The organism is Sinorhizobium fredii NGR234 (assembly GCF_000018545.1).
GTDB classification, from domain to species: domain Bacteria; phylum Pseudomonadota; class Alphaproteobacteria; order Rhizobiales; family Rhizobiaceae; genus Sinorhizobium; species Sinorhizobium fredii_A.
Window position 1 is genome coordinate 3,316,704 of sequence record NC_012587.1, and the last position, 19,690, is coordinate 3,336,393.

The following is a 19,690-nucleotide window of genomic DNA, read 5'->3' on the forward strand; positions in this document are numbered from 1 at the left end:
AGGGGCAAATCTCACGACGATCGCCTCACTGTTCCGACAGCTTCATGTCGGGATGATAATCCTTGCCTTCCACCTCTTTGACCACCGCCTGGGCGCACTGCATGTGCTGGGTGTCGGCGTTGAAGGCGTAGGTCGGCGAGCCGTGCAGGCTCCAACCCTGGTTCAAGGCCGCCGTCACCTTGTGACAGAACGAAGCGTCGTCCGGGCCGGTCAGAAATCGGTAGAGTTTCAAGGTTTCGCCTTTCGTTTTTCGATGATCTCCGCTTTCGCGGCGAGTTTCTGCGCCTGATCGAGATGCAGCCGTTCGACCATCCGGCCGCCAAGGTTGATCACGCCTTTGCCTGCATGCTCCGGCCGGGCGAAGGCGTCGATGATCGCCTGCGCCTCCTCAAGCGCCGCCGGCTCGACACCGAAGCAATGATTGGCCGTGTCGATCTGGGCGGGGTGGATCAGCATCTTGCCGTCATAGCCCATGTCTCGCCCCTGCCGGCACTCGGCCCCGAAACTCTCCGCATCGCGAAAATCGTTGAAGACCGCGTCGATGGCGTCGAGACCGCTGCCGCGCGCCGCGAGGAGCACCTGCATCAGCCAGGGCACCAGATAGGTACGGCCGGCGAGCGCGGGAACGCCCGTCGCCTTGCGCAGGTCGTTGAGCCCGACGACGAAGCAATCGAGCCGGCCGCCGAGGGTGCGACCCATCTCGGCGATCGCCGGCACATTGAGGACGCCACGCGGCGTCTCGATCATCGCCCAGAGGCGCAGGCTGTCCGGTGCGTCGTTTTCAGCGAGCCAATCGAGCACCGTTTGGACATCGGCAGGGCTTTCGACCTTGGGCAGGAGGATCGCGTCCGGGCTCGCCGCAAGCGCGGCGGCAAGATCCGCTTCGCTGAAACCCGATTCCGCCATATTGATGCGGATGATCGCCTCGCCGTCCGGCCGCTCGGCGGACAGATGGCGGACAAGGGCGTCGCGCGCTTGCGATTTTCGGTCGGGTGCGACGGCATCCTCGAGATCGAAGATCACCGCGTCGGCGGCAAGATCCTTGATCTTGGCAAGGGCGCGGGGATTGTCGGCCGGAACGCTAAGCACGGAACGGCGGAGCCGCACGGGATGATGATCGGTCGCTCGTGTCATGCAACCTGTTGTGCCCGCCTTTCTTGCCGTGCGCAAGGTCGAAGGGGCCTCTTGCAAGCGGTGCCGCCAGCCACCACATGCCTTGATAGAAAGGTGACGAACATGCAAAGCATCCGCTCTGTTCTCTTCACGGCCGCAGTCCTGGCCATTACGTTTGCGGCCTTTGTGCTGACCGCCTCGCTTGCCCTGGCACTTGCCGGTATTGCCGCCGTCGTCACGATCGGCAGCGCCATCGCCGCGCGGTTCAACGCCAAGCCGGTGCCAGCGCGTGCCCGCGCATCCACCGGTCACGAGCGCGAAATGCGGATCTGGAACGACGGGCGCGGCACGATCATCGATCTCTAGAGCGCCGCCGAGGCCCGCAAACGCAGATTCCCCTTCATTTCGGCGCGAAACTGATCTAAACGCTCTCGCAACACTTCCGCTGAAATCGAAGGCTAGACCATGGACAAGTTCGTCAAGCTCACCGGCGTCGCTGCGCCCCTGCCCGTCGTCAACATCGACACGGACATGATCATCCCGAAGGACTACCTGAAGACGATCAAGCGCACAGGGCTCGGCACGGGGCTTTTCGCCGAGGCGCGCTACAACGAGGACGGCACGCCGAATCCGGATTTCGTGCTCAACAAGCCGGCCTATCAGAACGCCAAGATCCTTGTGGCCGGCGACAATTTCGGCTGCGGCTCCTCGCGCGAGCATGCGCCCTGGGCGCTCCTCGATTTCGGCATCCGCTGCGTCATCTCCACCTCGTTCGCCGACATCTTCTACAACAACTGTTTCAAGAACGGCATCCTGCCGATCGTCGTCAGCCAGGCCGACCTCGACAAGCTGATGGACGACGCCAACCGCGGTTCCAACGCCGTGTTGTCGATCGATCTCGAAGCCCAGGAGATCACCGGCCCCGACGGCGGCTCGATCAAGTTCGAGATCGACGCCTTCAAGCGTCACTGCCTGCTGAACGGCCTCGACGACATCGGCCTGACGCTCGAAAAGGCGGGTGCCATCGACACTTTCGAGAAGTCGACCGCCGCATCGCGCCCCTGGGCCTGAGCGGCTCGCGCATGCCGCGCCGGCTGATCTCCACCGGTTCGCCCTTCGAGAAGACGGCAGGCTATTCGCGTGCCGTCGTCAAGGGCGACTGGTGCTTCGTCTCCGGCACGACCGGCTACGACTACGCCAGCATGACCATGCCGGAGACGGTCGAGGACCAGGCGCGCAACTGCCTGAAGACGATCAAAGGCGCCTTGAAGGAAGCCGGCTTCTCGCTCGCCGATGTGGTGCGCAATCACTATTACGTCACCGACGCCAGCTTCGCCGACCGGGTCTTCCCGATCTTCGGCGAGGTCTTCGGCGAAATCCGCCCGGCCGCGACGATGGTCGTCTGCGATCTGATCCGCCCGGAAATGCTGATCGAAATCGAAGTCACGGCATTTCGGGGGTAAGCGGGATGGAAAAAGAGCAGGCCACGCAATTCGAAGGCACCGCCGACTATATCGCCGACAAGGACCTGATGGTCGCCGTCAATGCGGCGATCCGGCTGGAGCGCCCGCTGCTCGTCAAGGGCGAGCCCGGCACCGGCAAGACCGAGCTTGCCCGCCAGATTGCCGCCGCGCTCGGCCTCGAGCTCATCGAGTGGAGCGTCAAGTCGACCACCAAGGCGCTGCAAGGGCTCTACGAATACGATGCCGTCTCGCGGCTGCGCGACAGCCAGCTCGGCGACGCCCTCGTCAACGACGTCGGGAACTATATCCGCAAGGGCAAGCTCTGGCAGGCCTTCGAGGCGCCTCGGAAGGTGGTGCTGCTGATCGACGAGATCGACAAGGCGGATATCGAGTTCCCCAACGACCTGCTGCAGGAACTCGACCGGATGGAGTTCCACGTCTACGAGACGGGCGAGACCATCCGCGCCCGGCACCGGCCGATCGTCATCATCACCTCCAACAACGAGAAGGAACTGCCGGACGCCTTCCTGCGCCGCTGCTTCTTCCACTATATCCGCTTTCCCGATGCCGAGACGCTCGCCCGCATCGTCGAGGTGCACTATCCGGGCATCCGCAAGACGCTTCTTTCCGCGGCGCTCACTGCCTTCTTCGGCATCCGTGAGGTCCCGGGACTGAAGAAGAAGCCCTCGACCTCCGAGGCGCTCGACTGGATCCGCCTGCTGGTCGCCGACGACATCGATCCGGCCGACTTGCGCACCGATCCGAAATCGATGCTGCCGAAGCTGCACGGCGCGCTTTTGAAGAACGAGCAGGACGTGCACCTCTTCGAGCGGCTGGCCTTCATGGCGCGCCGCGACGGATGAGCCTGCGGCAGGAGCCGGATCCCCGCACAGGGCGGAAAAATGCCCCTCACCCTAACCCTCTCCCCGCAAGCGGGGCGAGGGGACTGGAGTTTGCCGCTCCGCCTTCCGCGACCACGTGGCGGAGAGAAGCCGAACGGGCGCCGCGAGTCCCTTCTCCCCATCATGATGCTAAGGCATATACACATCGCGCAGCGCCCATCCGTCGGCGCAGGCTCTGAAGTAGGCCAAGCCATTGAAGAAGGTGATCGGTCCGGGCGGTTTTGAGGATGCGTAGCCGTTCCAGCCGCCGAGCTTGGCGATGATCCAGGCGGCCCAGGCGAGCGAGCCCATTGGATGGGGATTGGCTTGAAGGCGGGTCTTGCCCTTGAAGCGCTGCTGCAGGGCGGTGAGCGTGTCGATCTCGCTTGGCGTGAAGACCAGGCTGGCCGACTGCCGGTCCTGACCGCTGCGGGCCTGGACGAGCTGCATGACGATGACGGCGGCCTTGGCGGCGATGGCGACGAGCTTTTCCAGCCGTGCCGCCGACTGCAGCTGGCTATCCTCGACCTTCAGGCCCTGTTGCTTCATCACCCGGAAGAACTGCTCGATCACCCAGCGTTGCTTGTACCAGGCGACGATCTGCCAGGCATCGGCGAACGTCGCCACCGCATGCGTCGTCAGGATCAGCCAGCTGAGCGGCTCGACGCCGGCGGGCGGGGAGGGCTCGACGACCTCGACCCAGCGCAGCGTCACGCCGTCCGGCAGGGCAGCCGCTTCGAGGTTTTGCGGCCGCCGGATCGTCGCCTCGCCGAAGCGCAAGGATAAGTCCGCCTGGCGCGCCGGGCGGTCGGCCCGCTCGCGCAGCTCCACCGTCCGGCTGTCGCAAAACGCCACCTCGGCGGCGGCCCGGCGCAGCGTGCCGCCGCCGCTGAGGGCATGATCGTGCATCACCCGCGACAGCAGATGGAAGCACTCCTCGGGCAGCCGTGCCCACATCACGAAGAAGTCCCCTTCCCGATCGGTGATGGCGGTGACCCGCGTGGCGCTCGCCAGAACCGCCTTGGCGGCCTCGGCCGTCTCGACCCAGCGACGCGATTCCTTGGCGCTCAACGGCCGGCTGGCATGCGGCGGCAGCGCCTCCGTCCCGCGCGTCCACACCCGGCCGCCCACCAGCCCCAGGCAGCTGCCGGTCTCGGCATCGAGCGCCAGCATCGGATGCAGCAGCAGCCCCCAGCAATTGCCCTTCTTGATCTTGCCCAGATCGCGCCGGTTGTCCGGCGTCGTCTGAAACCGGATCTCGCTGGTGTCCTGCAGCGCCAGCACGTGTCGGCCGGCCACCGCCGCCCCGGTCGGCTCCCCCCAGCCGGCGATGATCCACTCCACCGTCACCGCATCGTTGCCGAGAAAACGGCCGAAGCGGATTTCCTGCGAATGGCTGCCCGCCGCAAGCCGGCGCAGGCAGACCGTTTCGCGCAGCACCATGCCCTGGAGCAGCGCCGCCCCCTTTATCGAGACGACGATCTCCAAATCCGCCCAGCGACCAGTCCTGGCCTATCTCCATCGGTGACGCTCCCGCAAATCAAAACGTCACCAAAGGAATCATACACGCCGCTCCCGCGAAATCCGATCCTCACAACCGAGTCAATCCGTCGCACCACTTGTGTATATGCCCTAGCATCATGATGGGGAGAAGGTGGCCGGCAGGCCGGATGAGGGGCCGCAACCCCCGCTCCTTTTTCATTGACCGCGCGGCCTCCGTCGCGCTATCAAGCGTTCCTGTGGTGATTTGGCCGGCCGGCTTGCAGCCACGTTAAACAAATCGCTAAAGGGCCGAGGAAAGAACGGATTTCCGAGGACCGGTCGCGATCATCTCGCCGCCGGTTTTTTTGTATTGATCGAGTGGAACCATGCCCATCAAGATTCCCGATACGCTGCCCGCCTTCGAAACGCTCGTCAACGAGGGTGTGCGGGTGATGACCGAGACCGCGGCGGTCCGCCAGGACATCCGCCCGCTGCAGATCGGGCTCTTGAACCTGATGCCGAACAAGATCAAGACGGAGATCCAGATTGCCCGGCTGATCGGCGCGACGCCGCTGCAGGTGGAACTGACGCTGGTGCGCATCGGCGGCTACCGGCCGAAGAACACGCCCGAGGAGCATCTCTTCGCCTTCTACGAGACCTGGGAGGAGGTCAAGGGCCGCAAGTTCGACGGCTTCATCATCACCGGCGCGCCGGTCGAGACGCTCGACTATGAGGAGGTCACCTATTGGGACGAGTTGAAGAGCATCTTCGAATGGACGGAAACGCACGTGCATTCGACGTTGAACGTCTGCTGGGGGGCGATGGCGGCGATCTACCATTTCCACGGCGTGCCGAAATATCCGCTCAAGGAAAAGGCCTTCGGCGTCTATCGCCACCAGAACCTGAAACCTTCCTCCGTCTACCTGAACGGCTTTTCCGATGATTTCGCCGTGCCCGTGTCGCGCTGGACCGAGGTGCGCCGCGCCGATATCGACCGGGTGCCGAGCCTCGAGATCCTGATGGAATCGAAGGAGATGGGCGTCTGCCTGGTGCACGAGAAGAAGGGCAACCGGCTCTACATGTTCAACCACGTCGAGTATGATTCGACCTCGCTGTCGGACGAATATTTCCGCGACGTGGATGCCGGCGTGCCGATCAAGCTGCCGCACGACTACTTCCCGCACAATGACGCGGACCTGCCGCCGCAGAACCGCTGGCGCAGCCATGCGCATCTCTTCTTCGGCAACTGGATCAACGAGATGTACCAGACGACGCCCTACGAGCTCGAGAAGATCGGCACGGGAGACTGATGTTCATTCCCTTCTTCCTCGAACTGAAGGCCGAGAAGATCCCGGTGACGCTCCGGGAATTCCTGTCGCTGATCGAGGGGATGGAGAAGGGGATCGCCGCCTTCGACGTCGAAGCCTTCTATTTCCTGGCGCGCACGGCGCTCGTCAAGGACGAGCGCTATATCGACCGTTTTGACCGGGTCTTCCGGCGCTCTTTTGCCGGGCTCGAGACGGTTTCGCCGGCGGCGGGTCTCACCGAAACCGCCATCCCCGAGGAGTGGCTGAAGAAGCTCGCCGAGAAATATCTGACCGAGGCGGAAAAGAAACTCGTCGAGGCGCTCGGCGGCTTCGACAAGCTGATGGAGACGCTGCGCCAGCGGCTTGCCGAGCAAACCGGACGTCATCAGGGCGGCTCGAAATGGATCGGCACCGCCGGCACCTCGCCCTTCGGCGCCTATGGCTACAATCCGGAAGGTATCAGGATCGGCCAGGAGGGCTCTCGCCACCGGCGCGCGATAAAAGTCTGGGACCGGCGCGAGTTCAAGGACTACGACGACACGGTCGAGCTCGGCACCCGCAACATCAAGGTGGCCCTGAAACGGCTCAGGCGCTGGGTGCGGGAGGGGGCGGCCGAGGAACTCGACCTTTCCGGCACGATCCGCTCCACCGCCGAGCACGGCTATCTCGACGTGGTGACCCGGCCGGAGCGGCGCAACGCCGTCAAGCTCCTGATGTTCTTCGACGTCGGCGGATCGATGGACGACCACATCCGCATCGTCGAGGAACTGTTCTCGGCGGTGCGCGCCGAGTTCCGCCACATGGATTATTTCTACTTCCACAACTGTATCTATGAGGGTGTGTGGAAGGACAATCGCCGCCGCCGCGCCGACATCACCCGCACGACAGAGCTCTTGCGGACCTATCACGGCGACTATCGCGCCATCTTCGTCGGCGACGCGTCGATGAGCCCCTACGAGATCAGCCATCCGGGCGGCTCGGTCGAACACTGGAACGACGAGGCCGGTGCGCTCTGGCTCGAACGCCTGACCGGGCATTTCCCGCGCTCGATCTGGCTCAATCCGGTGCCGGAGGATCACTGGCGCCACACCCATTCGATCGGCATGATCCACGCCCTCTTTCACGGGCGGATGTTTCCTTTGACGCTCGCCGGCCTGCAGGCGGCGACGAAGGAATTGTCGCGGTGAATGGCGCTACGCGCGGCGGTTTGCCCTCTCCCCGGGTTTAACCCGTTCTGACGGGGGAGAGGGGACTGGGAGCGTGTGGCTTGGCCCTTCGCCCCGCCTGCGGGGAGAAGGTGCCGGCAGGCGGATGAGGGGCAGCCCACTCTCAGACTACGCAGAGGAAACGTATGACTTTCCGGTTGCCGCACCGCCGGAAATGACGCAGTTTGTCGCCCGCCTGGAGCGATGAAACGAGGGGACACAAGATGAGCACCGACACGGAAATCTTCGGCCACCTGCCGTCGGGCGAACCGGTTCACCGGGTGACGCTCAAGGGCGGCGGGCTGACAGCGAAGGTGATCAGTTGGGGCTCGGTCATCCAGGACCTCAGGCTCGAAGGCCATGCGGCCCCGCTCGTCCTCGGTTTTGACGATTTCGACAGCTACCCCGCCCATTCCTCCTATTTCGGCGCCACGCCCGGCCGCAACGCCAACCGCATCGGCGACGGGCGCTTCTCGCTCGACGGCAAGGCCTTTGAGCTCGAGCTCAACGAAAAGGGCGTCACGCATCTGCACGGCGGCAGCGACAATATCGCCAAGCGCAACTGGACGATCGTCGATCGGGCCGAGGACCGCATCACGCTCCGGATCACCGATCCCGATGGCCGCGCCGGCTATCCCGGCAATTGCACCGTCACCTGCACCTATGCGCTGAAGCCCGGCGGCACGTTGAACGTCCTCTACGAGACCGTAACCGATGCGCCGACGCTCGCCAATGTCTGCCAGCACAGCTACTTCAATCTCGACGGTGGGGAGGATGCGCGCGGCCATGACATCATGATCGCTGCCGACCATTACCTGCCGACGGACGAGCGGCTGATCCCGACCGGCGAGATCCGCCCCGTGGCCGGCACTGCCTTCGATCTGCGCGAGATGACCTCGCTCAGGCGGCAGACGGAGGGCGACAGGACCGCCTATGACCACAATTTCTGCCTCTCGCCGGAGCGCATGCGGAAGCGCTCGGTGGCGCTGGTGCGCAGCATCAATTCCGGCGTGTCGCTGGAGGTGCTGACGACGGAGCCCGGCGTCCAGCTTTACACCGGAGCCAAGCTGAACGTACCGGTCCCGGGCCTCGAGGGCCGCCGCTACGGCCCCTTCGCCGGCTTCTGCCTCGAGACGCAAGTCTGGCCGGACGCTGTGAACCATGAAGGTTTTCCGAAGGGGGTGCTCAGGCCCGGCGAAACGCTCCGGCAGGAGACGGACTACGTTTTCGCGAAGAGCTGACCGGTCCCGCACGTCAAGGCGCCGGCGCCGACCCGGTTGCGGTGAGACGCATCAGCGTCCCAGCAAGACCGATCTCGGAACCGCAATGTATCCCGGTGGCGGCACGGTCTCTTCCCCCGGCGATACGAGAATCGGCGGCGGAAGCGTTTCGTCGATCCTGGCCGGTCCGATGCGCTCCCAATCGTATTCGAACAGGGAGCGATAGAATTCGGCGATCTCCCGATCGTAGAAGATCAGGCTGGCATCCCGGTTGAAGCCGGTTCCGGCGGTCGTCCAGTTGTGGCTTCCGACCAGCACCGCCTCGCCGTCCACGATGATGCCCTTCGTATGGCAGTTTTTCTGGATGCGGATCCGCCCGGTGTCGAAACCATAATCCTTGGCGAAGGAGATCGTGTCGCGATCGTCGGGACCGAAGCTGCGGAAGATGACGCGAACGTCGAGCCCTTCCTGTTGCTTGGCCAGAAGCGCATCAAGCAACTTGCCGTAATCGCCGCCGACCGTCTTTGTGTTGAAGCTCTGGTTCTGGAACAATACCGAGCGCTTTGCCGCCTGGATGAAGAGCAGCACGGTCTCGATATAATTGTCCGGTGTCAGGATCGGATGGACATCGAGCATACGGCGACCTTCGAGCGGAGGGAAATAGCGGGGTTTTGCCGCCGCTTCCATCTCGGCCAGCATGCCGGCCGGCACGAGGACAAGCGGCTCGGCCGGAACCGGAGCTTCCTCGGTCTCCCGGGCCTCCTTGAGGTCGCGTTCGATATGCGTCTCGAAAAGCTCCGCGAGTTCAACATTGTCGAGGACCACATGCCATTCGCGGTTGAACTGTCGGAGCGCCGCAGGGGTGCTGTCTTCCGTCAGGGGATCAACATTGGGCTGGTTGGAGGTTTGCCACGAGCCGCTGGAGAGCCATAGCGAGCGACTGTCGCGCACGGCGACCTTGATGTGATAGGCGGAATCGAAAATGCCGGACCTGCCGACACTGGCGGCGGCGAAGTCAAGCTTCGACTTCTTTGCCTCGCGAATCCGATCCACCGTTTCCGCATCGGTGAAATCGTCCTTCTTCGTGCCGCTCCCGACGTGGCCGCCGAGTTGCAGAACGAGGCCGATCGTTTCCTTGGCGCCCTTCACGCCGGCAATCACGCCGTCGACAATGTGCGGAGCGCCAAATTCATACATCGCGATCGCAAGCGACTTGCGCGTCGCCTTCAGGAATTTCGACAATTGCGGCCATCCGGAATCGGGACCCGAATGGACGACGAAACGCATTTGTGCGCTGCGGCGCGTCAGCGGCAGGTCGGGCCGTTTCTGATAGGCCGTATGCCAGCTCGGCACCCGCGCTTCCTCGCCGATCCCGGTGCCTTCGCCGCAAAGATCCGCGGTCGTGGCGACCGCCACATCGACCCGCACGCCGTCGATCTGCGCGGGCAAGGCAAGCACGCCGCGCGATTCGAGCGAGGACCTCTCGATCTTGCGGCGCACCGAGACCACGACCGCTTTCTCGTCGGTGATCGCGCCGTCGGCGAAGCGGTAGCCCGGCTTGATCGCCACCACATCGGCGCGGTTCGCCAGAAGGGCGCGGGCCTTGACGACGGTCTGCGCCAGCCTTTGCCTATCGACTGGGCCTCCGACCTCGGGGCCATGCAGTGCGCCGCCCGCAACGGCCGGCAAGGCTGCCGCGGTGACCGGGGTTGGAGCTATGCCGCCGAGTTCCACCGTGATTCGGAGCGGTATCGTGAAGGTTACACTTCCCGGCGTCGATCCGACCTGAACGACGCCGTCGCTCGCAGACGCGTTCTGGCTCTCATCCTTCGACACGGCTAACCCTCCCACCCCCTGTATCGCGCGCGCCCGTTCGAGACAGCGGTTCAACACCGGCACGGAAACGGCGTCGTTCTCGACGAATTCGATGCCGCGGTAATGCAGGCCCACCACCTCGCCGCTTCCGATGTCGATCACCGGCGAGCCGGAATTGCCGCCGAGTGTCGAGCATCCATGGGTGATTTCGTCGGCGCCCGCGCCGAGGATCTGGCCGACCGCGACCCTTTTCTTGTCGAAGACGCCGCCGAAGATTTTTTCCGCGAGCGCCCGATCGGAGAACCGGCTGTCGCGTGCCGGATAGCCGATGACGGCCACCGGCAATTTCGGCCGCGGCGCCTCGGTGGCACGAAGCAATGCCTTTCGCCCGACCAGCGTCGATGCTGGTGCAAGCTTCAAGAAAGCGACATCGGGTCCGGTCTCCGGCGCCACCCAGACGACCCGTTCGACGGGGACTTCCGCAGACCTGTCATTGCCGAGTTCCTCCAGAAAGTCGACCTTGACCCCGATATTCGTTCGCGCATCGAATCCGAGGCGGAATTTGAAGCCGACGCCGCTTGCCTCGGCAAACAGATTGGCGACATGGCGGTTTGTGACGACCAGGCCGTCGTCGATGACCCAGGCCGTCCCGACATAGGGGCTGTCGTCGATGAAATTGTCGACATCGATGCGGCCGACCGACATCAGGACATTGGCCATCGCGGCGTCGTGCTGGGCAAGGAGTTTGCGCCAGGCCTTCGCCTCGGCACGCGCGCTGTCGAGCTCGATACGCCCATCGCGAACGACGTAGACGGGCGTGCCGACCGCGAAGACGATGGTCTCGCGCACACCGACTTCGTCCATTGGCGCGACGCCCTCGTCGACCGCCGCGGGCCTGATGCCGGCTTCTATGGCAGGCTCGTTGCGCAGGCGTCGCTTCATCGCCTGCTGTGCCTCCCGGAGCCAGGCAGGCCGCTCCTTGCGCTGCTTCAGCAGCGCCTCGATGTCCGCCTGAACATCCGGATTGCTCGCCTCTTTGATCTGCTGAGCAACGGCACTCACTCGCATTGAATCGCTGATCGCCATTTCGTCCCCCGGGGCCGACATGTCCAATTATCAGGAGTATGCAACTTTTGCGAAAGAATAGCGACACGGCACCACCGACCCGGAGGTGGTGTGTCAGAGGCAAGATGCGGGATTGCGCGGTTCGGCAAACACCTGTCTGCGCGGGCGAGCCGGGTCCATGATAAATGCTTTGAATTTCTGACGAAAATGGCGGAGAGGGGGGGATTCGAACCCCCGATGGGCTTGCACCCATGCCGCATTTCGAGTGCGGTGCATTCAACCACTCTGCCACCTCTCCGCGGGGCCGGTTGGAGCTCTGTGAGCGCGGCCGGTTCATAGCGGCAGTTTCCGTCGCTGACAAGGGGCAGAAAGAAGAATATCTTCAACCGGCGGCCTTTCGCCTTGACAAGCACTTGACAAGGAAGGGCGACTCCCGTAATTCGCGCCGTGAAGTGGTGTGGCCTGCCCGCACCGCGCCGGGTACTGGTTTGTGCCCGTCACTGGTGGAGGCCGAGGGTTTCCTTGCGGCGCTCCGCTCAATAGGAACGACTGACAAAAAGACGGCCTTGCTTTCCAGGCAAAGAGCCGGACCGAACATGAAAGGATAAAATATGTTCGCAGTCATCAAGACCGGCGGTAAGCAGTACCGCGTGGCAGCCGACGACGTCATCACCATCGAAAAGCTGGAAGGCGTCGCAGGCGACAAGATCGAATTCACCGAGATCCTGATGGTCGGCGTCGGCGCCGATGCGACCATCGGTGCTCCGTTTGTCGAAGGTGCCGTCGTCAGCGCCGAAGTTGTGGATCAGGGCCGCGCCAAGAAGGTCATCGCCTTCAAGAAGCGCCGCCGCCAGAACTCCAAGCGTTCGCGCGGTCATCGCCAGCATCAGACGGTCGTCCGCATCCTGGACATCGCTGCTGCCGGCGGCAAGGCGAAGAAGGCTTCGAAGAAGACCGAAGCCGCCGCTGAAGCTGCAAACTGAGTCCGGGATCGAAGGTTTAAAGGAGAACACCAATGGCACACAAAAAAGCTGGCGGTTCGTCGCGCAACGGTCGCGATTCTGAGTCCAAGCGCCTTGGCGTGAAGAAGTTCGGCGGCGAAGCCGTCATTGCAGGCAACATCATCGTGCGCCAGCGCGGCACGAAGTGGCATGCCGGCGCCAATGTCGGCCTCGGCAAGGACCATACGATTTTTGCGCTTACGGCCGGCAACGTGGACTTCCGTACGAAGGCCAACGGCCGAGTCTACGTGTCTGTAATGCCGAAAGCCGAAGCAGCGGAATAAGCCGGTAGCGCTCTAAAACAGCCGGCGTCTCATCGACCCGGCTGACGCACCCGCAAGGTTCTGAAGCCAGACTTCAAAGGGGAGATGGGGCAATACCCAACTCCCCTTTTCGCATGTCTGGAGGACGAACCATGCAAACCGAGCTCGTCAGGGAAGACCAATCCCGGTCTCCCGAACAAAGGCTGAGGCCTCAACGGTCAAGGACCGATTGCCCGATATTGTTATCGCCCCGGCTCGTTTTGCGCGCCCCCCACGAAGACGATATCGACGCCCTTGCCCATCTTGCCAACAACGCCAATATCGCCACCATGGTCTCGCGCATGCCGCACCCGTACACCACGGCGGACGCGGCTGATTTCGTGCGACGCACAAAAGCCGGCACGATTGGCAAGTGCGTCTACGCGATCACCAAAGCGGACAATGGCGCATTCCTCGGCTGCTGCGGGATCGAGCCGCATGCCGACCAAAGGACGGTCGAGCTCGGCTATTGGCTCGGCGAGCCCTATTGGAACCAGGGCTATGCCACCGAAGCGGTGCAGGCGCTGACCGACATGGCCTTCCGCACCCGCGACATCGACCAGATCGATGCGCGTTGCCGGGTCATGAACATGGCCTCGCGCCGGGTCATCCAGAAGTGCGGCTTCCAGTTCCAGGGCTCGGGCATGGTCGACAGCCTGGCACTCGGCGGCACCGTCGCCGTCGAATGGTACCGGCTCGACCGCAAGACCTGGGTTTCGCTGAGAAGCTGGGGAGGCATGCGATGAACGCGCTGGTCACCGAAAGGGTGCGGATCGTCGCCCGCCCCGATCCCGGCCCCTGCCCGGTCATCGAGACGAAGCGGCTGAGGCTCCGCCCGCATCGATTGGCGGATGCGGCGGCGATCGCCGAATCGCTTGGCGATTTCCAAGTGTCGCGCATGCTGGCGCGGGTGCCGGCGCCCTATCACCGGCAGGACGCGCTCGACTGGCTGAACAGCCAGGCCGCGAACGTCCTGCCCGACTGGACGCTCGCCGTCACCACCGGCGACGATGTCCATATCGGCTGCGTCGGCATCGAGTTCCTGCGCGGCGAGTGGCATGTCGGCTATTGGCTGAACCGCTTCTACTGGGGCAACGGGCTGGCGAGCGAGGCGGTCCATGCGGCAGTCGAGCGGTTCTTCCGCCGCATGCCGGATGCGGTGCTGCATTCCGGCGTCTTCGCCGACAATCCGGCCTCGCTCAAGGTGCAGGAGAAGCTCGGCTTCAAGATCGCCGGCTGCAGCCAGATCTATGCGCTCGCCCGCAACGCCATGGTGGCGCATATCGAAACGCGGCTGGCGGCCGAGAATCTGCGCCGGCCAGCCTGACGAACCGAACCCGCCGGAGCTTGGCTTTGGCGGGTTCCTTCATGCGATAATCTTTGACCTCGGCCGGAACCGCCTATATCGATGGCGGCGAGCGAGCGGGATGAAGAAACGTCCAGGGCGTATTGCCCGCATCCGCCCGAACTTCGATCAAGCCGAACACGCAAGAAATGGCGAGCCCATGAAATTCCTCGATGAAACAAAAGTCTATATCCGGTCCGGAGATGGCGGTGCGGGCGCCGTATCCTTCCACCGCGAGAAATTCATCGAGTTCGGCGGGCCGGATGGCGGCGACGGCGGCCGCGGCGGCGATGTCTGGGTGGAGGCGGTCAACGGCCTCAATACGCTGATCGACTTCCGCTACCAGCAGCACTTCAAGGGCAAGACCGGCGTCCACGGCATGGGCCGCAACCGCACCGGCGCGAAGGGCGCCGACGTGACGCTGAAGGTGCCGGTCGGCACTCAAATCTTCGAGGAGGACAACGAGACGCTGATCGTCGACATGGTCGCGGAAGGGCAGCGCTATCGGCTCGCCGCCGGCGGCAATGGCGGCTTCGGCAATGCGCATTTCAAGTCCTCGACCAACCAGGCGCCGAACTGGGCCAACCCCGGCCTCGAGGGCGAGGAAAAGACCATCTGGCTGAGATTGAAGCTGATCGCCGATGCCGGCCTCGTCGGCCTGCCGAATGCCGGCAAATCGACCTTCCTCGCCGCCTGCACCCGCGCCCGGCCGAAGATCGCCAACTACCCCTTCACGACGCTGCATCCCAATCTCGGCGTTGCCACCGTCGACGGGCGGGAATTCATCATCGCCGACATTCCCGGGCTGATCGAGGGTGCCCATGAAGGCGTCGGCATCGGCGACCGGTTCCTCGGCCATGTCGAGCGCACCCGCGTGCTCCTGCATCTGGTCTCGGCCCAGGAGGAGGATGTCGCCAAGGCTTACACGACGGTGCGGCACGAGCTCGATGCCTATGGCGGCGGGCTCGAAGACAAGCCGCAGATCGTCGCCCTGTCGCAGGTCGACGTGCTTGACGACGACGAGCTGAAGGCGAAGTCGAAGGCGCTCGCCAAGGCCTGCGGCTCCACGCCGCTCATCATCTCCGCCGTCACCAACCGGGGCATGACCGAGGCGCTGAGGGCGTTGCGCGACGTCATTTCCGCCGCCAAGGCCGGCGAGGAGCAAGCCTGAGATGGCCGCGACCGTCAGACCGCTCGAAAAATACCGCCGGATCGTCATCAAGATCGGCTCGGCCCTGCTGGTCGACCGCAAGAGCGGGCTGAAGAAGAGCTGGCTCGACGCCATGTGTGTCGATATCGCGGCGCTGAAGGCGAAGGGCGTCGAGGTGCTGGTCGTCTCCTCGGGTGCCATCGCGCTCGGCCGCACCGTGCTCAACCTGCCGGCCGGCGCCTTGAAACTCGAGGAAAGCCAGGCGGCAGCGGCGGTCGGCCAGATCGCCCTGGCGCGCGCCTGGTCGGAAAGCCTCTCTACCGATCAGATCATCGCCGGCCAGATCCTCTTGACGCTCGGCGATACGGAGGAGCGCCGCCGCTATTTGAATGCGCGCGCCACGATCAACCAGCTCTTGAAGCTCGGCTCCGTGCCGATCATCAACGAGAACGACACGGTCGCCACCACCGAGATCCGCTATGGCGACAACGACCGGCTCGCGGCCCGCGTGGCGACGATGGTCGGCGCCGACCTGCTCGTGCTGTTGTCCGACATCGACGGGCTCTACACGGCTCCGCCGCATCTTGATCCGCAGGCGCGCTTCCTCGAGACGATCGCCGAGATTACCCCGGAGATCGAGGCGATGGCAGGCGGCGCCGCCTCCGAGCTGTCGCGCGGCGGCATGCGCACCAAGATCGATGCCGGCAAGATCGCCACCACTGCCGGCTGCGCGATGATCATTGCCTCCGGCAAGCCGGAGCATCCGCTGAAGGCGATCGAGGCGGGCGCCCGCTCCTCCTGGTTCGCGCCTTCCGGCTCGCCGGTGACGGCGCGCAAGACCTGGATCGCCGGCCAGCTCCTGCCGGCAGGATCGATTGCGATCGACGCCGGCGCGGAGACGGCGCTGCGCTCCGGCAAGAGCCTGCTGCCCGCCGGTGTCCGACAGGTGACGGGAACGTTCAGCCGCGGCGACACCATTGCGATCCTCAACGCTTCCGGCCGCGAGATCGCCCGCGGCCTTGCCGGCTACGACGCCGACGACGCCCGCCAGATCGCCGGCAAGAAATCGGCCGAGATCGCCGCGATCCTCGGCTATGCGGGCCGCACCGCCATGGTGCATCGCGACGATATGGTGATGACGGCCCCCTCCGGCGCGCGATCCGAAGAGGGGGGAAATGAGAAGAAGGGCAAGCTCCATGCTTGAGACGGCCAGGAATGGCGCGGACGTCGACGCAATGATGCTGGAGATCGGCCGGCGTGCCAAGGCGGCGGCCCGGCCGCTCGCCATTGCGGGCGCCGAGCGCAAACATGCGGCACTCGTCGCCATGGCGGACGCGATCGTCGCGAAGAGCGGCGAGATCCTCGCCGCCAATGCGATCGACCTCGAAAATGCCGATAAGAGCGGCGTCGCCAAGGCCTTCATCGACCGGCTGACGCTGACGGAGGGCCGGATCCGCGACATGGCCGACGGCATCCGGGCGATCGCCGCGTTCAAGGATCCCGTCGGCGACGTCATCGCCGAATGGGACCGGCCGAACGGCCTGCATATCGAGCGGGTCCGCACGCCGCTCGGGGTCATCGGGGTGATCTATGAGAGCCGTCCGAACGTCACGGCGGATGCCGGCGCGCTCTGCCTCAAGGCCGGCAACGCGGTGATCCTGCGCGGCGGCTCCGATAGCCTCCATTCGTCACGGGCGATCCATGCCTGCCTCGTCGAGGGGCTGAAGGCGGCGGGCCTGCCGGAGGATGCGATCCAGATGGTTCCGCTCGCCGACCGCGCCGCCGTCGGCGCCATGCTTTCGGGCCTCAACGGCGCGATCGACGTGATCGTGCCGCGCGGCGGAAAGAGCCTCGTCGCCCGCGTCCAGAACGAGGCCCGCGTGCCGGTTTTCGCCCATCTCGAAGGCCTCTGCCATGTCTATGTCGATGCCTCGGCCGATCTCGACATGGCGCAGAGGATCGTCGTCAATGCCAAGATGCGCCGCACCGGCATCTGCGGTTCCGCCGAAACACTGCTGATCGATCGCAACGCCGCCGACCGGCTGGCAAAACCGCTGCTCCAGGGCCTCCTCGACGCCGGCTGCGAGGTGCGCGTCTCGGAAGAGCTGCAAGGCCTGCTTCCCGGCCTGAAGGCGGCGGTCGACGAGGACTGGGCGACCGAATACCTGGACGCCATCATCTCGGCAAAGCTCGTCGACGGCATTTCCGGCGCCATCGAGCACATCAACAGCTGGTCTTCCGCCCACACCGAGGCGGTGATCGCAGAGGATCCGGCGGTCGTCGAGCGCTTCTTCACCGAGATCGACTCGGCGATCCTCCTGCACAATGCCTCGACGCAATTTGCCGATGGCGGCGAGTTCGGCATGGGCGGCGAGATCGGCATTGCCACCGGCAAGATGCATGCCCGCGGCCCCGTCGGCGTCGAACAGCTCACCTCGTTCAAGTATCGCGTCCGCGGCACGGGACAGGTGCGGCCCTGACGACTCCTGCCGATGTGAAGCCAGGCTATCTGCGCATGCCGTATGTCGAAAGCGGCATGTCGGTCGGCTTGCTCGGCGGATCCTTCAACCCGCCCCACGCCGGCCATGTGCTGGTCGCCGAAACGGCACTGCAGAAGCTCGGCCTCGACCAGCTCTGGTGGATGGTAACGCCCGGCAATCCGCTGAAGGACCACAACAATCTCGCGCCGCTCGCCGAGCGCATCGCGCTGAGCGAGAAGATCGCCCGCAACCCGCGCATCAAGGTCACCGCCTTCGAACAGGCGCTCGGCCAGAGCTATACGGCCCGCACCCTGGAGTTCGTCCGGGCCCGCAACCGCGGCGTCCGCTTCGTCTGGGTCATGGGGGCGGACAATCTCCGCAACTTCCACCGCTGGCAGAACTGGCGCCGGATCGTCCGCACCTTCCCGATTGCAGTGATCGACCGGCCGGGCTCGACGCTCGCCTATCTGTCGTCGCGGATGGCGATGACTTTCGACCATGCGCGAATCGACGAGGACGACGCACCGAGGCTCGCCTTTCGAAGGGCGCCGGCCTGGACCTTCATCCACGGTCCCCGCTCGTCCTTGAGCTCGACGGCGCTTCGTTCCGCCAAATCCGGGTGAATTCCCGTCATTTATTTCTCGCGTCTTGAAACCGCACCGGTTTGGTGCCTACATTTGACACACGGTTCGACCTCACGAACCGGAAGTGCTTGTTCTGTTCATTCGGAAAGGAAAGACCCTGACAACAGCACACGCCAAGGGATATGCGGTCTCCGCATTCCCGCGCAGCACGGGATCGAGCGACGAAGCCGCTGTCCGTGCGCTTAAGCTGGTCCTCGAAAGCCTAGAGGACTCAAAGGCAGAAGACATTATCAGCATCAACATTGCCGGAAAGTCGGCGCTGGGAGACTTCATGGTCGTCGTCTCCGGGCGTTCGAACAGGCATGTGATGGCCATTGCCGACCACCTGGTGACGGACCTGAAGGACGAGGGCCTTGGCAATCCCCGCGTCGAAGGCCTCGAGGGTGGCGACTGGGTGCTGATCGACACCGGCGATGTGATCGTTCACATCTTCCGGCCCGAGATTCGGGAGTTCTACAACATCGAAAAGATGTGGGCGGCTCCGGAGATCGAGGACAGCACTCTGCACTGAGACGCGCCGCCCGCCCCTGACCCATAGCCTCAGGACGGAGCGACGACCGGTGCCGATTTGAGATAGGGCTGTCATCCCCCGATCGGGAGGATGGCAGCAAGAGGGTTTTTGCCGATCGAAAACTCTTCTTCGATCGGACGCCGGTGGGGAAAGAGCGGGTCAATGCGCATCGGACTTTTCGCAGTCGGCCGCCTGAAGGCGGGGCCGGAAAAGGATCTCGCGGCCCGCTATCTCGATCGCTTCGCCAAGGCGGGACCGGCCGTCGGCCTGGAGCTGGCGCGCCTCGTCGAAATCAACGAGAGCCGCGCGGCGAATGCCCAGACGCGCAAGCGCGAGGAAGCGGCCCAGCTCGAAAAGACGCTCGCCGACGGCAGCCTGCTCCTCTTGCTCGACGAACGCGGCAAGGCGCTCGATTCGGAGAGCTTCGCCACGCTGCTCGGCACCTTCCGGGACGGCGGCAAGCGCGACCTGATGATCGCCATCGGCGGTGCCGACGGGCTCGATCCGGCCCTTCATGCCCGCGCCGATGCGGTACTGTGCCTCGGCAAGATGACCTGGCCGCATCAGCTCGTGCGTATCCTCATCGCCGAACAGCTCTATCGTGCCGTGACCATTCTTGCCGGCCACCCGTACCACCGAGCATAGTAAGCGTTGCCGCGAGTTCCCTTCGCCCCGCGTGCGGGGAGAAGGTGGCCTGCGGGCCGGA

21 protein-coding genes, 1 tRNA gene and 1 riboswitch are annotated in these 19,690 nt (G+C 64.4%); of the genes, 17 read left to right on the plus strand and 5 right to left on the minus strand.

Features of this window, described 5'->3' with window-relative positions:
• Positions 1-25: 25 nt before the first annotated feature.
• Together NGR_RS26905 and NGR_RS26910 are read right to left on the minus strand one after the other, a co-directional pair.
• Positions 26-232 carry a DUF1737 domain-containing protein gene (locus NGR_RS26905; protein WP_012709640.1) on the minus strand — a complete coding sequence of 69 codons (207 nt, stop codon included), beginning with the start codon at positions 230-232 and terminating at the stop codon, positions 26-28.
• Positions 229-1,134 (minus strand): HpcH/HpaI aldolase/citrate lyase family protein, encoded by a 906-nt coding sequence (locus NGR_RS26910; protein WP_164924512.1) that lies wholly within the window; start codon positions 1,132-1,134, stop codon positions 229-231. Before NGR_RS26910 ends, NGR_RS26905 begins: the two co-directional genes overlap by 4 nt.
• Positions 1,135-1,236: 102 nt before the next feature.
• Here NGR_RS26910 and NGR_RS26915 point away from each other — a divergent pair, with 102 nt between their 5' ends.
• The 4 genes from NGR_RS26915 to NGR_RS26930 all read left to right on the plus strand — a co-directional run bounded on the left by NGR_RS26915 (position 1,237) and on the right by NGR_RS26930 (position 3,439).
• Complete coding sequence (locus tag NGR_RS26915) at positions 1,237-1,479, plus strand: hypothetical protein (RefSeq protein WP_164924513.1); 243 nt, start codon at positions 1,237-1,239, stop codon at positions 1,477-1,479.
• 99 nt (positions 1,480-1,578) lie between these two features.
• Positions 1,579-2,184, plus strand: a complete 606-nt coding sequence (leuD, locus tag NGR_RS26920) for a 3-isopropylmalate dehydratase small subunit (protein WP_012709642.1) — start codon at positions 1,579-1,581, stop codon at positions 2,182-2,184.
• Between the two features lie 11 nt (positions 2,185-2,195).
• The gene (locus tag NGR_RS26925; protein WP_012709643.1) at positions 2,196-2,576 is read left to right on the plus strand and encodes a RidA family protein; all 381 of its coding nucleotides are present in this window, start codon (positions 2,196-2,198) and stop codon (positions 2,574-2,576) included.
• A 5-nt stretch (positions 2,577-2,581) separates the two neighbouring features.
• The gene (locus NGR_RS26930) at positions 2,582-3,439 is read left to right on the plus strand and encodes an AAA family ATPase (protein ID WP_012709644.1); all 858 of its coding nucleotides are present in this window, start codon (positions 2,582-2,584) and stop codon (positions 3,437-3,439) included.
• 168 nt (positions 3,440-3,607) lie between these two features.
• On the opposite strand, the gene NGR_RS26935 is transcribed toward NGR_RS26930, so the two are convergent.
• Complete coding sequence (locus NGR_RS26935) at positions 3,608-4,900, minus strand: IS4 family transposase (RefSeq protein WP_164924685.1); 1,293 nt, start codon at positions 4,898-4,900, stop codon at positions 3,608-3,610.
• Positions 4,901-5,186: 286 nt separating this feature from the next.
• Positions 5,187-5,264, plus strand: a riboswitch (SAM riboswitch).
• Positions 5,265-5,325: 61 nt separating this feature from the next.
• Here NGR_RS26935 and metA point away from each other — a divergent pair.
• The 3 genes from metA (at position 5,326) to NGR_RS26950 (ending at position 8,692) form a co-directional block, all read left to right on the plus strand.
• Positions 5,326-6,249 carry a homoserine O-acetyltransferase MetA gene (gene metA, locus NGR_RS26940; RefSeq protein WP_012709646.1) on the plus strand — a complete coding sequence of 308 codons (924 nt, stop codon included), beginning with the start codon at positions 5,326-5,328 and terminating at the stop codon, positions 6,247-6,249.
• Positions 6,249-7,433: a vWA domain-containing protein gene (locus tag NGR_RS26945; protein WP_012709647.1), complete on the plus strand. Its 1,185-nt coding sequence runs from the start codon at positions 6,249-6,251 to the stop codon at positions 7,431-7,433. Before metA ends, NGR_RS26945 begins: the two co-directional genes overlap by 1 nt.
• A 242-nt stretch (positions 7,434-7,675) precedes the next feature.
• Positions 7,676-8,692 carry an aldose epimerase family protein gene (locus tag NGR_RS26950; RefSeq protein ID WP_012709648.1) on the plus strand — a complete coding sequence of 339 codons (1,017 nt, stop codon included), beginning with the start codon at positions 7,676-7,678 and terminating at the stop codon, positions 8,690-8,692.
• A gap of 51 nt (positions 8,693-8,743) precedes the next feature.
• Here the strand turns inward: NGR_RS26950 and NGR_RS26955 are convergent, their stop codons facing one another.
• Both NGR_RS26955 and NGR_RS26960 read right to left on the minus strand, forming a co-directional pair.
• Positions 8,744-11,572: a phospholipase D-like domain-containing protein gene (locus NGR_RS26955; RefSeq protein ID WP_012709649.1), complete on the minus strand. Its 2,829-nt coding sequence runs from the start codon at positions 11,570-11,572 to the stop codon at positions 8,744-8,746.
• Positions 11,573-11,759: 187 nt separating this feature from the next.
• Positions 11,760-11,849, minus strand: a tRNA-Ser gene (locus NGR_RS26960).
• A 313-nt stretch (positions 11,850-12,162) separates the two neighbouring features.
• Between NGR_RS26960 and rplU the strand changes: the two genes are divergently transcribed.
• The 10 genes from rplU to rlmH all read left to right on the plus strand — a co-directional run bounded on the left by rplU (position 12,163) and on the right by rlmH (position 19,629).
• Complete coding sequence (rplU, locus tag NGR_RS26965; protein ID WP_012709651.1) at positions 12,163-12,534, plus strand: 50S ribosomal protein L21; 372 nt, start codon at positions 12,163-12,165, stop codon at positions 12,532-12,534.
• Positions 12,535-12,566: 32 nt separating this feature from the next.
• On the plus strand, positions 12,567-12,836 hold the full coding sequence (gene rpmA / locus NGR_RS26970) for a 50S ribosomal protein L27 (protein ID WP_012709652.1): 270 nt from the start codon (positions 12,567-12,569) through the stop codon (positions 12,834-12,836).
• A gap of 131 nt (positions 12,837-12,967) precedes the next feature.
• Positions 12,968-13,600, plus strand: a complete 633-nt coding sequence (locus NGR_RS26975) for a GNAT family N-acetyltransferase (protein ID WP_164924514.1) — start codon at positions 12,968-12,970, stop codon at positions 13,598-13,600.
• The gene (locus NGR_RS26980) at positions 13,597-14,181 is read left to right on the plus strand and encodes a GNAT family N-acetyltransferase (protein WP_012709654.1); all 585 of its coding nucleotides are present in this window, start codon (positions 13,597-13,599) and stop codon (positions 14,179-14,181) included. The genes NGR_RS26975 and NGR_RS26980 overlap by 4 nt, the downstream gene beginning before the upstream one ends.
• 178 nt (positions 14,182-14,359) lie before the next feature.
• Complete coding sequence (obgE, locus tag NGR_RS26985) at positions 14,360-15,370, plus strand: GTPase ObgE (protein WP_012709655.1); 1,011 nt, start codon at positions 14,360-14,362, stop codon at positions 15,368-15,370.
• 1 nt (position 15,371) lies between these two features.
• A complete protein-coding gene (proB, locus tag NGR_RS26990; protein ID WP_012709656.1) occupies positions 15,372-16,553 on the plus strand; it encodes a glutamate 5-kinase in 1,182 nt (393 codons plus the stop codon).
• Positions 16,546-17,829, plus strand: coding sequence for a glutamate-5-semialdehyde dehydrogenase (locus tag NGR_RS26995; RefSeq protein ID WP_164924515.1), 1,284 nt, complete (start codon positions 16,546-16,548; stop codon positions 17,827-17,829). Before proB ends, NGR_RS26995 begins: the two co-directional genes overlap by 8 nt.
• A 35-nt stretch (positions 17,830-17,864) precedes the next feature.
• Positions 17,865-18,452 (plus strand): nicotinate-nucleotide adenylyltransferase, encoded by a 588-nt coding sequence (locus NGR_RS27000; RefSeq protein WP_165447161.1) that lies wholly within the window; start codon positions 17,865-17,867, stop codon positions 18,450-18,452.
• 85 nt (positions 18,453-18,537) lie between these two features.
• Positions 18,538-18,984 carry a ribosome silencing factor gene (gene rsfS, locus NGR_RS27005; RefSeq protein WP_012709659.1) on the plus strand — a complete coding sequence of 149 codons (447 nt, stop codon included), beginning with the start codon at positions 18,538-18,540 and terminating at the stop codon, positions 18,982-18,984.
• A gap of 162 nt (positions 18,985-19,146) precedes the next feature.
• Entirely contained in the window at positions 19,147-19,629 is a 483-nt protein-coding gene (gene rlmH, locus NGR_RS27010; protein WP_012709660.1) for a 23S rRNA (pseudouridine(1915)-N(3))-methyltransferase RlmH, read from the plus strand.
• Positions 19,630-19,690 lie beyond the last annotated feature (61 nt).